The sequence below is a fragment of the Acinetobacter sp. Q186-3 genome, assembly GCF_013420655.1.
In the GTDB taxonomy this organism is placed as follows: Bacteria; Pseudomonadota; Gammaproteobacteria; order Pseudomonadales; family Moraxellaceae; genus Acinetobacter; species Acinetobacter indicus.
Genome location: NZ_VOXS01000003.1, coordinates 126,366 through 138,543, shown reverse-complemented (window position 1 = coordinate 138,543; position 12,178 = coordinate 126,366). Strand labels below are relative to the sequence as shown.

Annotated in this window: 12 protein-coding genes; 2 read left to right on the top strand and 10 right to left on the bottom strand. The window is 47.9% G+C overall.

The window, feature by feature from the left end; all coding sequences use genetic code 11:
- Window positions 1–11: 11 nt before the first annotated feature.
- Together FTT64_RS03950 and FTT64_RS03945 are read right to left on the bottom strand one after the other, a co-directional pair.
- Window positions 12–413 carry an NUDIX domain-containing protein gene (locus FTT64_RS03950; protein ID WP_034597959.1) on the bottom strand — a complete coding sequence of 134 codons (402 nt, stop codon included), beginning with the start codon at window positions 411–413 and terminating at the stop codon, window positions 12–14.
- Window positions 414–415: 2 nt separating this feature from the next.
- The gene (locus FTT64_RS03945; protein ID WP_168398951.1) at window positions 416–1,009 is read right to left on the bottom strand and encodes a TIGR00730 family Rossman fold protein; all 594 of its coding nucleotides are present in this window, start codon (window positions 1,007–1,009) and stop codon (window positions 416–418) included.
- Between the two features lie 152 nt (window positions 1,010–1,161).
- Between FTT64_RS03945 and FTT64_RS03940 the strand changes: the two genes are divergently transcribed.
- Window positions 1,162–2,175 (top strand): CorA family divalent cation transporter, encoded by a 1,014-nt coding sequence (locus tag FTT64_RS03940; RefSeq protein ID WP_005180320.1) that lies wholly within the window; start codon window positions 1,162–1,164, stop codon window positions 2,173–2,175.
- 136 nt (window positions 2,176–2,311) lie between these two features.
- On the opposite strand, the gene FTT64_RS03935 is transcribed toward FTT64_RS03940, so the two are convergent.
- The 8 genes from FTT64_RS03935 to dxs form a co-directional block, all read right to left on the bottom strand.
- Window positions 2,312–2,599 (bottom strand): STAS domain-containing protein, encoded by a 288-nt coding sequence (locus tag FTT64_RS03935; RefSeq protein WP_045795311.1) that lies wholly within the window; start codon window positions 2,597–2,599, stop codon window positions 2,312–2,314.
- A gap of 11 nt (window positions 2,600–2,610) precedes the next feature.
- Window positions 2,611–3,243, bottom strand: a complete 633-nt coding sequence (locus tag FTT64_RS03930) for a phospholipid-binding protein MlaC (protein WP_005180322.1) — start codon at window positions 3,241–3,243, stop codon at window positions 2,611–2,613.
- 18 nt (window positions 3,244–3,261) lie between these two features.
- The gene (locus tag FTT64_RS03925) at window positions 3,262–3,933 is read right to left on the bottom strand and encodes an outer membrane lipid asymmetry maintenance protein MlaD (protein WP_075168244.1); all 672 of its coding nucleotides are present in this window, start codon (window positions 3,931–3,933) and stop codon (window positions 3,262–3,264) included.
- Window positions 3,933–4,712, bottom strand: a complete 780-nt coding sequence (mlaE, locus tag FTT64_RS03920; RefSeq protein ID WP_005180328.1) for a lipid asymmetry maintenance ABC transporter permease subunit MlaE — start codon at window positions 4,710–4,712, stop codon at window positions 3,933–3,935. The genes FTT64_RS03925 and mlaE overlap by 1 nt, the downstream gene beginning before the upstream one ends.
- Window positions 4,709–5,530 (bottom strand): ABC transporter ATP-binding protein, encoded by an 822-nt coding sequence (locus FTT64_RS03915; protein WP_005180329.1) that lies wholly within the window; start codon window positions 5,528–5,530, stop codon window positions 4,709–4,711. The genes mlaE and FTT64_RS03915 overlap by 4 nt, the downstream gene beginning before the upstream one ends.
- A gap of 390 nt (window positions 5,531–5,920) precedes the next feature.
- A complete protein-coding gene (locus FTT64_RS03910; protein WP_005180331.1) occupies window positions 5,921–7,705 on the bottom strand; it encodes a DEAD/DEAH box helicase in 1,785 nt (594 codons plus the stop codon).
- Between the two features lie 456 nt (window positions 7,706–8,161).
- Window positions 8,162–8,992, bottom strand: coding sequence for an inositol monophosphatase family protein (locus FTT64_RS03905; protein WP_034597976.1), 831 nt, complete (start codon window positions 8,990–8,992; stop codon window positions 8,162–8,164).
- 112 nt (window positions 8,993–9,104) lie between these two features.
- On the bottom strand, window positions 9,105–11,015 hold the full coding sequence (gene dxs / locus FTT64_RS03900; protein WP_180182053.1) for a 1-deoxy-D-xylulose-5-phosphate synthase: 1,911 nt from the start codon (window positions 11,013–11,015) through the stop codon (window positions 9,105–9,107).
- Between the two features lie 310 nt (window positions 11,016–11,325).
- Here dxs and ribA point away from each other — a divergent pair, with 310 nt between their 5' ends.
- Window positions 11,326–11,928, top strand: a complete 603-nt coding sequence (gene ribA, locus FTT64_RS03895; RefSeq protein ID WP_034598236.1) for a GTP cyclohydrolase II — start codon at window positions 11,326–11,328, stop codon at window positions 11,926–11,928.
- The last annotated feature ends 250 nt before the right edge of the window (window positions 11,929–12,178 follow it).

Genomic DNA, 12,178 nt, shown 5'->3' with positions numbered 1-12,178 from the left:
AACAGCCAGCCTTAAGCCGACTGTAACAGATGCTGTTTCACCCAGGGAATCACCACTTCTGTGGTTAACGGTGCCAGACGTGTCGTCTTATCCTCCAGTTCAATCCATTTCATTTCCGCAATTTCCGCCTGAACCTGCGGGTCCTGATCGAGCTGCACATAATAAACATAACTGACCAGACGATGATCCGGCTCATTGGCTGTAGCGGTTTCAAAACGGCCAACAAACTGTTTAATCCGGGCCTGACAGCCAATTTCCTCCGCAATTTCCCGGCAGATGGTCTGCTCCGGTGGCTCAGCGCTTTCCAGCTTGCCGCCAACCTGCATAAAACATTGGGTGTGCTGTTTGCGTACCAGCAGCAATTGCTGCTGCTCGTTCAGAATAATGGCCGCAGCTACGGTAATGGTGTTCATATTTATTTCACCAAGGCCTGACGGTCGGCCATACCCCATTTCGGTTCAGGTGCCTGAAAGCGTTCAAACTGGCTTAAAATCTCATCCATAGAATCAGACACAATTAACGCCTCGGTAAAACGTGCATGGGTAAAGCCCTTGTCAGTAGTCATGCGAATAAAGCGCAGCAGATCATCATAAAAACCTTCAACATTTAAAAAGGCATTCGGTTTTAAATGAATTCCCAGCTGGGCCCAGGTCCACTGCTCAAAAATTTCTTCCAGTGTGCCGGCACCACCTGGCATGGCAATAAAGGCATCGGACAGTTCTGACATTTTGGTTTTACGCTCATGCATATTCTTCACCACATGCAGCTCGGTTAAACCGGGATGGGCCAGCTCGCGATCGACTAGCGGTTCCGGAATCACGCCAATTACGGCACCACCGGCCTGCAAGGCACTGTCTGCGACTACGCCCATTAACCCGGAGCGACCACCACCATAGACCAGGGTTTTGCCCTGTTTTGCAATCGTTTGCCCGACCAGCTGCGCCGTGTCCACAAAAACCGCATCGGAACCTAAAGCCGAGCCACAGAAGACTGCAATTGAATGTGTCATTTTTTCACCATGTTCAGCGGCTATGATGCCGCAAATATACCCTTGAGCTGGTTTTTTAAATAAATTAGCACTTCAAACAGTGTTTTTAATCAAATCCTTGTCTAAAATACACCCATCAATAAAACCCATACTGCGCAAGGGAGAAAAGACTAATGCTTGAAGCCTTTTACGCCACAGAGCGCGGTAGTCTGGAAGATGCCACCATCAACGGCGGCTTCGACCTGCATCCAGAACTGGTCTGGATTGACCTGATCGCCCCTTCACAAGAAGAACAACAGTGGGTCATGGACGCCTACCGGCAGGATTTACCCACCTTAAAGTCCCTGGAAGACATTTCCTCATCTGCCCGATTTTACCGTGATGATGATGGGGTTTTACACATCAGCACCTATTTTTTAACGAAAAATAAAAACTATCAGGTCGATGATGAATCGGAAGAAAATTCCAGTATTCTCGCCACGGTACAAACCGTTGCCTTTATTTTAAACCGGGACCGCCTGCTAACCCTGCGCGGTGAAAAACTGGTGGCCTTTCGTGCCTTTCGTGCTCGTGCACGGCGCAATGATTATGAAATTGATTATAAAGACCCGACCTGGGTGCTGCTCGGTCTGTTAGAAGCCAAGCTGGATGAGCTTGCGGATATCTTGGAAGATATCCACAAGGACCTGGAAAAATACTCCACCGAAGTGCTGAATAACCGCCACCGGGAAATGATTTTAGACCTCGATGACATGATTACCCGGCTGGCACAACTGGAAGATATGCTTGGAAAAGCCCAGCTCTGTCTAATTGATTTACGCCGAGTACTGACCTTTTTAGCCCGTCCACGTGCTTTGGGCAGTCATATTTATGATGCCGATATCCGTGAACTGAGTGAAGATGTACGCTCGCTGGTCGAACACGACGCCTTCCTGTTCCAGAAAGTGCGCTTCCTGCTCGATACTACTTCGGGCTTCATTAACACCGAACAGAATGACACCATCCGTCGCTTCTCGATTTTACCAAGTATGCTGGCACCACCGATGCTGGTGGCCAGTGTCTATGGCATGAACACCGATGTACTGCCTTTTGCCAAAGGCACCACCAGTTTTATTATTGTCAGTATTATCCTGATTGGCTTCTTTATCGGGCCGCTGATTTACTTCAGATGGAAGAAATGGATTTAATGCGACATGTCTCTCCCTAAGGGAGAGAGTTAGAGAGAGGGCTGGTTTCACTAATCCTTCATCCCTCCTCACCTCCCTTAGGTAAAGAGAGAAACTTAACGCCATAAAAAAGCACCTCGGTTGAGGTGCTTTTTGTTTAAGCGCTGAGCTGTAAATCATCCTGCAAATGACAGGATTGAATAATCTTCATCATTTTTTCCGGGACGGCTTTAAAGACCAGCCCTTGCGCATCCGGGGTCTGTCTTAACCAGCGCACCAGCACAGCCAAAGCCAGGGTACTGCCCTGCTCAAGTTCGGCCAGATTCACCACCACCGGGGCGGGCTGCTGTTGAATCAGCTGCAAGCCCTGCTGGTAATACTGCTCGGCATTGTTAAAGTCAATTTTCCCGGAAACTCGCAGTTCCTGATTTACATATTCAATCACAGCACGTCCTATTATTTTTTATCAACCGCAGCTTCTGCATCTGGTTTAAAGGTCGCAATCGCTTTATCAATATTGCCGCCATTACGTTTGACGTTGGCTGCAAACTGGTTACGGAACTGCAGACCTAAATCAATCCCGGATACGTTGATGTTACGGATTTTCCACTGATTGCCTTTATCGACCAGCTGGAACGATACCGGAATTTTCTCGCCTTTGTTGTTAAAGTCGATGGTCACTACCGGGTTCTTGCTGTTGCTGGCTTTATACGGACGTAAGGTATAAGTCTGGTTGCTGAATTTCGCAAAGGCTGAACCATAGTTTTCAATCAGGGTTTCACGGAAATTCTTTTCAAACTGGGCACGCTGTGCAGCCGAACTGTACTGATTAGTCGCATAGGTTCCCATCACAATCCGGGTAAAGGCTTGTGAATCGATATACGGATCAAGGTTCTGGCGCACAATGGTTTTCACCAAGGCCGGATTATTTTGCAGTTTGGCATGATCGGCTTTTAAACGCGAAATCAGACCATCCGCCACTTTCTTGATAAATGCGGGAGGAGTTTCGGTTGGTGCAGCAAATGCACTACCTGCCACCAGCGTGGCCAAAACACTTGCGGTCAAGGTTTGTTTGAACAATGTCTTCACTAAAATTTCTCCTCTCAATTACTCAACAAATGACACTTCTGCATCTGTTGTTTCAGCGGATGTCTCATCTGCCGGGTTATCGGATGATGACTTGTTGCCTGCGCCACCGGTCACAAACTTGGTCACAAGGTCTTCAATTTCCATGGTGCTTTGGGTATTACTGATTTGATCACCACGTTTTAAATAATTCAGACCACCACCCGGTACAATCTTCAGGTACTTCTCACCCAAAAGACCATTGGTTGCTACCATTATGTAAGCATCTTCATCGATATTGGTGATGGAGGTCATGTTATCCAACAGTTGCTTTTCCATTGCTTTTTGTTGCGCAGGATCGGCTTCGCTGTATTCGCTGCTGTAACGCAACTCTTCCAGGGCATATTGTTGCACCTGTTGTAACTGTTCCTGATTAAAGGTGGTCAGCTCACCATCCAGAATCATGGTCACAGTGGCCAGACGCGTCACCGGGTCTAAAGTAATGGATTCGACCTGCCCGACTTTAACCCCGCTTAAGGCCACTTTGGCACGCGGCTTGATCCCGTTAATATTGTCAAACGTTGCGGTCATGGAATAACTGTCCTGAATGGTGGTGCCCACCAGACCACTGACCCGCATCGCCAGGAAGAATAAAGCAATACCAAACAGAATGACAAAAACACCGACGGCCAGCTCACTAGTACGTGATTTCATTAAACACCTCCGAACATGACCGCAGTCAATACGAAATCAAAACCTAAAACACAAAGCGATGAATACACCACGGTACGCGTGGTAGATGTCGCGATACCTTCAGACGTAGGCTCGCAGGCATAGCCTTGGTAGACCGCAATCCAGGTACAAATTAATGCAAAAACAAAACTTTTAATAATGGTGCCGTTAAAGATATCTTTATAGAACTGTACGGTGCTTTCCATACCGCTCCAGTAAGAGCCTTCATCGGCGCCTAAAAAATCTACCCCAACGAATTTACCACCCATAATCCCGACTGCCGCAAAAATCACGGATAGCATCGGCAAGCTGAAAATACCGGCCCATAAACGCGGCGAGATGACCCGCTTTAAAGGATCGACCCCGATCATTTCCATACTGGACAACTGTTCGGTGGCTTTCATCAGGCCAATTTCAGCAGTCAAGGCAGAACCGGCACGGCCAGCAAATAACAGGGCCGCAACCACCGGGGCCAGTTCACGCAGCAAGGTTAGGGCCACAGCGGTGCCCAGCATGGCTTCACTGCCAAAGGTCACCAAAATGCTGTACATTTGCAGGCCCAGCACCGCACCAATAAATAAGCCCGACACCACAATAATCAGCAGTGACATCACCCCGACGCGGTACATCTGGTAAATAAACAGTTTCACGCCAATCCAGGTTGGCATGGAAAATAAAATCTGGAGCAGCATTAATGTGGCAACGCCTATACCACGTACCCGCTCAATCACACGGCGTCCTAATGCAGCAATCGCATTCATGCTGAATGCACCTCATGACTTAAATAGGGTTGATGGCTAAACTGATAGTCGACCGGGCCTTCAACTGAACCGGTTAAGAACTGACGTACAAAAGGCGAGGCATGCTGTTTTAATTGTTCTGGGGTGCCTTCACCCTGCACTTTCCCTTCCGCCACCACATAAATATAATCGGCAATCGACAGGGTTTCGGCCACATCATGCGACACAATAATGGTGGTTAAATCCAGTGCTTCACGCAATGAACGGATTAAACGGGTCAATACGCCCATCACAATCGGGTCCTGACCGGCAAAAGGTTCATCGTACATAATCAGTTCCGGGTCCAGCGCAATGGCACGCGCCAAAGCCACACGACGGTTCATCCCGCCAGACAGTTCAGACGGCATGAGCTGCTCGGCACCACGCAAACCCACCGATTCCAGCTTTAAAGCCACCAGTTCGGCAATAAGATGTTCGGGTAAACGGGTATGTGCACGAATCGGGAAGGCCACGTTTTCATAAACCGTCATATCGGTAAACAAGGCACCGCTTTGAAACAGCATGCCCATTCGCGCCCGTGCTGCAAACAGCTCCTGACGTGACATTTTCCCAATATTCTTACCATCGAGCAGCACTTCACCCTGATCCGGAGTGAGCTGCCCGCCAATTAAACGCAGCAAGGTGGTTTTACCCGTGCCTGACGGTCCCATAATTGCAGTAATCTGCCCACGTCGAATTTTTAAGCTGACATTGTCGTAAATGACCCGCTCCCCTCGTTTAAAGCTCAGGTGATTGACTTCAATCAGTGCTGGCGCCTGTAGAGGTGTCTGATTATTCATAGCTGAGGATTTTCCTGCATTTTTTCAGCATGCATACTATAAAGGATTGGAGAACAAATTGTTATCTATGAAATTCTTTTAAACTGTGTACAAGTTGTACAATTTTATTATGGTCTAATTTGAGCGTAGAAACAAAGAGATGCAGCTTAGGCAAAAGTTCTGTAAATAAAAAAGATGAGGTTACAGAGCAGCAAAACCAAAAAAATATATGGCATAAGCACCTCTTTCATAGATGACACACCGGGCAGTTTGTGCGAATGATAATGAGACATCGCTTAATATATTCTTAAATAAACTTGAACCAGTATACATTTTCCTCATCAAAATTCAAATTTTCTCGCATAAAAAAACCGGTGCAAGCACCGGTTTTCTGAATTCGCTCAGTTCAACTTAGTCGTTGAATTTACGACGGCGGTCACCACCTTCACGGCGTGGACGGTCGCTGTTGAATTCGCGACGTGGACGATCTTCACCGAATGAACGCGCTGGACGGTCGCCAAAATCACGCTTAGGACGGTCACCGAAAGCACCTTCACGACGTGGTTTGTAGTCTACGCGGTTGCCACGGTTGTCATCATTGCTGTCAAAACGTGGACGCTCGTTGAAACCACCTTCGCGACGCGGACGGTCACTGTTGAATTCACGGCGTGGACGATCATCGAAAGAACGTTGTGGACGGTCACCAAAGCCACCTTCACGACGTGGACGGTCGCTGTTGAATTCGCGACGTGGACGGTCATCGAAAGAACGCTGTGGACGGTCGCCAAAACCACCTTCACGACGCGGACGATCGCTGTTGAATTCACGACGTGGACGGTCTTCACCAAATGGACGCTCGCCACGTGGTTTGTCGTCGAAGCTGCGACGTGGACGGTCATCACCGCCTTCACGACGTTTGAAGTTGCTTTCGCCTTCAAAACGACGGCCACCGCCGAAACCACCACGGCCACCGCGACCACCGTCACGTTTACCACCACGACCGCCGTCACGACGTGGACGTGCTGGAGGTGGAGATGGCTCTAAACCTTCAATTTCAGATACTTCTAAACGTGCATCTAAGTAATCTTCAAGCGCACGAATTTTACCGCGTTCACGGTAAGTCGCCAAAGTAATCGCTTTACCAGTACGACCGGCACGACCAGTACGGCCAATACGGTGTACATAGTCTTCGTTCTTCATTGGCAGACCGAAGTTAATCACGTGAGAAATAGTCGGTACGTCCAGACCACGCGCTGCAACGTCAGTTGCAACTAAAATCTTGGCACGACCTTCACGAATGCTGCGTAAACGGCGGTTACGAACGGTTTGTGGCATTGCACCATGCAGCGCAACAACTGAGTGACCTGCTTCAGCCAGTTCTTCAGCCAGCATATCGGTATCTTCTTGGGTAGAAGCGAATACAACGGCCTGATCAAGATCCTGTTCGCTCAACCAGTGCGTCAACAGTTTTTTCTTGTGCTCGAAGCCATCAGTCCAGTGTAAAGTCTGAGTAATGTCCGTATTGGTAGAGTGACCAGTTTCGATCGCAATACGTTCTGGCTCATTCATCATACGTTCAGCAAGCGTGATGATACGTGGTGCAAATGTCGCAGAGAACATTAAGGTCTGTTCGCGGTTTGCAGCCAAATCACTGATTGCTTCCAGGTCTTCAGAGAAACCCAGGTCCAGCATACGGTCAGCTTCGTCAACGATCAACGCATTAACTTTGTCGAGTTTGATTTGACGACGGTTCACAAGGTCAAGTAGACGACCTGGCGTCGCTACAACCACTTGTGCACCTTTTAACTGTTGAATTTGTTTACCAAAAGGCATACCACCCATGATCGCAGCAATACGAACACCTTTCATGTGACGTACAAATGCAATCGCGTCCTGGCTCACCTGTTGAGCAAGTTCACGTGTTGGGCAAAGTACCAGAATAGATGGCTGAGTAATGGCTTTCATACGTTCTTTAAACGGAACGAATGTGTCCTGGTTTGCAAGTGCGTTCAGCGTTGGGAGAAGGAACGCTGCAGTTTTACCCGAACCGGTTTGGCTTGATACAAGAAGATCTTTACCTTCTAATGCCGCAGGAATTGACTGTTCCTGTACAGGCGTAGGCGCAGTAAAGCCAAGAGCGTCTAACGCTTGTTGTAAAGTTTCGTGTAGAGGAAAATCAGCAAAAGTTTTGCTCATAGAGTATTTCACCCGAGAATTGGGTGCTCCATAATAATAAAGTCAAATGGACATCGGCAAAAAGCGGCACAGCATTGAACGCTGAAAATTTAAGAATTCAGCGGCGATCCGAGTAACGACGATGTTGATATAACGCACGCATGATTACGGCTTAACCTGAAGGAATCGCTTTAGCGATTGGGGCGCGAGATATCGTCCTCTCTTTGGACCGCACGCGCATACACAATGATTAGAAGAGAAATGTTCAGGTAATGAACGGAAATTAAGTGCGTGGGCGGATTATAGCAGGATTATTTTAAAAGTCATCTAATTTAATCAACTTTTGCGTTAATTTCTGTACCAGTCGTTAAACTTGAATTAAATCAAGCACAAATAACAGGCAAAAAAACAGCCCGACTGGGCGGGCTGTTTTTTAAGGCTTGGGAGCAAGCCTTGTCATTTCACTCAATGCGTCTATTATTTTGCCGCGTCGCCCCAGGCAGGTACTACTGCCTTCATTAAAGGCTTCAGCATTTTCATAGAACACGCAAGTACCTGACCATTGTCCATAGAATCGCTGCCACCACGTGCATCCACTACAGTACCACCAGCTTCTTTGACGATTAACTCGCCCGCTGCGATATCCCACGGTTTTAGGCCCAGCTCGAAATAGCCATCTAAACGGCCAGCTGCCACATAAGCCAGATCCAGCGCAGCAGAACCTGCACGGCGATATTGCGCACCAGCTTCAGTCACGTTCAATAATGATTCGAAATGGTTTTTGGCATACGACACCACTTCACCATTACGTTTGGCGCGGTAAGCATGACCCACAGCCAGGAACGTATTCTCCAGGCTGTCTTTAACATTCACGCGGATACGGCGCTGATTAAGCATGGCACCACGACCACGGCTGGCAGAGAACAATTCGTCTTTGACTGGATCATAGATCACGCCGTGCTGAGTCACGCCTTTGTGCTGAACAGCAATAGAGATACAGAAATGCGGAAAACCGTTGATGAAGTTAAGCGTACCGTCTAAAGGATCGATCACCCAGCACCAATCGGCATCATGACCTTTACCTTCTTGCAGACCGAACTCTTCACCCAAGAAACTGTGATTTTTATAGCTTTTACGTAGGGTATCGATGGTCAACTGTTCCAGGTAACGGTCAACACGCGTTACTGGACCATCAATTCCTTTTTCTTCGACTTGTAGATCGAGTTTATGACGATTCTGATGCGCTTTTAAAAGCTCTTGACCAACTGTTTGAGCCGCACGCGCAGCCATCACCACCATAGGTTCCATTGAACACCCACTACAAATTTGAAGATACTGATAAAGAATAATGCATAAAAGCCCCAACATTTTAGCAAATATTGGGGCTTTTGGGGAATAAATGTTTCTAAAATTTATTGCTTCAGGATGAAACGCTCTCGGTCAGCTTGTTCCAGGCCTGGGTCATGGCCTGCTCGATACCGGCGGCATCAAGACCGGCCTGCTGCAACATCTGGCTATGTGTGGCCTGTTGCATAAAGCTGTCATCCAGGCCTAAGTGAATAATAGGCTTGACCAGCTGAGCCTTGGCCAGATATTCACTGACGGCACTGCCCGCGCCGCCCATCACTGCATGTTCTTCTACGGTTACAAACAGCTGGGTGTTTTCAGCCAGGCGTTCAATCATGGCTTCATCCAGCGGTTTCACAAAACGCATGTTCACCACTTGCACGGCAATGTCATGCCGGGCTGCAAATGCCTGTGCTGCTTCAATGGCCGGATAAACCCGGCTACCAAAGGCCAAAATGGCAATCTGCTCATCCGACTGTTCATTAAAACGCGCCACAATTTCTGCCTGACCGATCTCCATCAGGTTCAATTGCTGCTGAATTTCGACTCCAACGCCATTACCACGTGGATAACGCACCGCTGCCGGCCCCGGATAATGATAAGCCGTGTGCAGCATCTGGCGGCATTCATTTTCATCTTTTGGCGCCATAATCACCATATTCGGTACGGTGCGCATATAGGCGTAATCGTAGGCACCAGCATGGGTCGGACCATCTTCACCGACCAGACCAGCCCGGTCGATGCCGAAGGTGACATCCAGATTTTGCAGCGCCACATCATGAATCAGCTGATCATAACCACGTTGCAGGAAAGTCGAATAAATCGCGACCACCGGTTTTAAACCTTCACAGGCCATTCCGGCCGCCAAGGTCACGGCATGCTGTTCAGCAATGGCTACGTCAAAGAAACGCTCCGGATATTGCTTGGCAAACTGCACCATGCCCGAACCTTCGCACATGGCCGGAGTAATCGCCAGCAGGCGTGAATCTTGTGCAGCTTCATCAGATAGCCATTGGCCAAAAACATCGGAATATTTAGGTGCCGCTGCTGCAGACGCGCTGCTGTTGATTTTACTAATTGCGTGATATTTAATCTGGTCCGCTTCTGCCGGGGCAAAGCCTTTACCTTTTTTGGTATAGATGTGGATTAAACGCGGGCCTTTACGCTTTTTCAGTGCCTGGAATACATTGACCAGCTGATCAACATCATGGCCATCAAAAGGACCAAAATAATCAAAACCAATCGCTTTAAATAAATTGTCGGCGGCATCGGTCGCAGCACAATGCAAACGTGAGGTGTAGCCCCACTCGGGATGTGGCTGGATATAGGCCTCGCCAGAAGCATCTATATGCACGCTTTCGCCGCGCTGCCACAGCGCCGCCAGATGTTTGGCAAAACCGCCGGTGCTGCAGGAAATCGACATATCATTGTCATTTAAAATGACCATTAAATCGGCCTGATGCGCCACCGCATCATTCATGGCTTCAAAGGCCATGCCGGCAGTCATGGCACCATCACCAATAATTGCCACCACTTCGCGCTGTTGCTGCTGATAACGGCTGGCCAGCGCCATGCCCAAACCGGCAGAAATCGCGGTGGATGAATGGCCCACACCAAAGGTATCAAATTCAGATTCTTCACGGGCCGGAAACGCGGCCAGACCATCTTTGGCACGAATGGTGGTCAGCTGTTCACGGCGTCCGGTTAAGGCTTTATGTGGATAAGCCTGATGACCGACATCCCAGATCAGGCGGTCATGTGGCGTATTAAACGCATAATGCAAAGCCACAGTCAGTTCGATGACCCCTAAATTGGCACCGAAATGCCCGCCACTTTGCCCTGCTGCATACAAAATGAATTGACGTAACTCATCCGCCACTTGTGCTAACTGGCTTTGCGCGAGTAAACGTAATTGTTGTGGATGATCTATGCTATCCAGCAACGGTGTTACAGGGCGTTGAGTCGGTATTTCTGTATACAACATATGTGGCAAAGCCTTCTAAAGCCTGGCAAAACCTAAGCTAGGTCAAGGGGGAGTTACTCGATCATATAGTCGAATTGTACCATCTTCAATCAGCCACATTTCTAGCGATGTAGTTTTGAGCAATGATTTCAGTCGGGCAGTGTTTAGGTGGCGTAGATTATCCTGAATAACCTCGCTATTTATCAACTATTATCGTTCGCTTTCTACAAAAAAGAAAATCTTCTGCAGAAATTCAGCAATCCTATTCTACTAATGTCTGAGCATTAGGCTATACTTTAACGCATTCATGAACAATTTAACGGGTAAAACTGTGCCTATAGAATTTGTCGCAACGTCAAGACTACCAACCGCTTTTGGTGAATTTAAAATTACTGTATTTCAAGATCCGAAAACTGGCGAAGAGCATGTTGCACTGTCTAAAGGTCTGGAACAGGCCCCGACCGAACCGGTACTGGTTCGTGTCCATTCCGAGTGTTTAACCGGGGATGCCTTTGCTTCATTAAAATGTGACTGCGGGCCGCAATTACAGGCCACCCAACGCCTGATTAATGAAGCCGGACAAGGGGTGATTTTATATTTACGTCAGGAAGGACGCGGCATTGGCCTGACCAACAAGATTCGTGCCTATGCCCTGCAAGATCAGGGACATGACACGGTAGATGCCAATTTAATGCTGAATCTGCCTGCTGATGCCCGTCAATATGATATGTGCAGCATTATGCTGGATCATCTGCAAGTCAAAGCGGTGCGGTTAATTACCAATAACCCACTAAAGATTGAAGCACTCCGTGAACAAGGGATTAATGTGGTGGATCGCGTGCCGTTAACGGTGGGTTTAAACCCATTTAATGAGCAGTATTTAAAGACCAAACATGAGCGTATGGCGCATATGTACCAAAAAGATGACTTCTAAGTCATTTTAAGGTTTCCAAAAACAGCTTTCCCTCTTTTAAAGTCAAAAAACCTTTTAATCAAATGACCGGCGACAGGAATGTCGCCTTTCTGCTTATCTCGACTAAATAACTTGTTTTTAAACTATTTCAAATTGGCAGACGGTCTGTATCAATAACATTTCACTCTGCATGAAGGCTTTTTCTTTGTTACTTTGACGGGGCAAAGTAACCAAACCCCTTTATTTCACTGATATGGCATCCCTGCCATAC

What these genes read in the sequence shown, in the direction of transcription:
- FTT64_RS03950 (WP_034597959.1), bottom strand. Translation starts at nt 413, where the DNA reads ATGAACACCATTACCGTAGCTGCGGCCATTATTCTGAACGAGCAGCAG.
- FTT64_RS03945 (WP_168398951.1), bottom strand. Translation starts at nt 1,009, where the DNA reads ATGACACATTCAATTGCAGTCTTCTGTGGCTCGGCTTTAGGTTCCGAT.
- FTT64_RS03940 (WP_005180320.1), top strand. Translation starts at nt 1,162, where the DNA reads ATGCTTGAAGCCTTTTACGCCACAGAGCGCGGTAGTCTGGAAGATGCC.
- FTT64_RS03925 (WP_075168244.1), bottom strand. Translation starts at nt 3,933, where the DNA reads ATGAAATCACGTACTAGTGAGCTGGCCGTCGGTGTTTTTGTCATTCTG.
- mlaE (WP_005180328.1), bottom strand. Translation starts at nt 4,712, where the DNA reads ATGAATGCGATTGCTGCATTAGGACGCCGTGTGATTGAGCGGGTACGT.
- FTT64_RS03915 (WP_005180329.1), bottom strand. Translation starts at nt 5,530, where the DNA reads ATGAATAATCAGACACCTCTACAGGCGCCAGCACTGATTGAAGTCAAT.
- FTT64_RS03910 (WP_005180331.1), bottom strand. Translation starts at nt 7,705, where the DNA reads ATGAGCAAAACTTTTGCTGATTTTCCTCTACACGAAACTTTACAACAA.
- FTT64_RS03905 (WP_034597976.1), bottom strand. Translation starts at nt 8,992, where the DNA reads ATGGAACCTATGGTGGTGATGGCTGCGCGTGCGGCTCAAACAGTTGGT.
- dxs (WP_180182053.1), bottom strand. Translation starts at nt 11,015, where the DNA reads ATGTTGTATACAGAAATACCGACTCAACGCCCTGTAACACCGTTGCTG.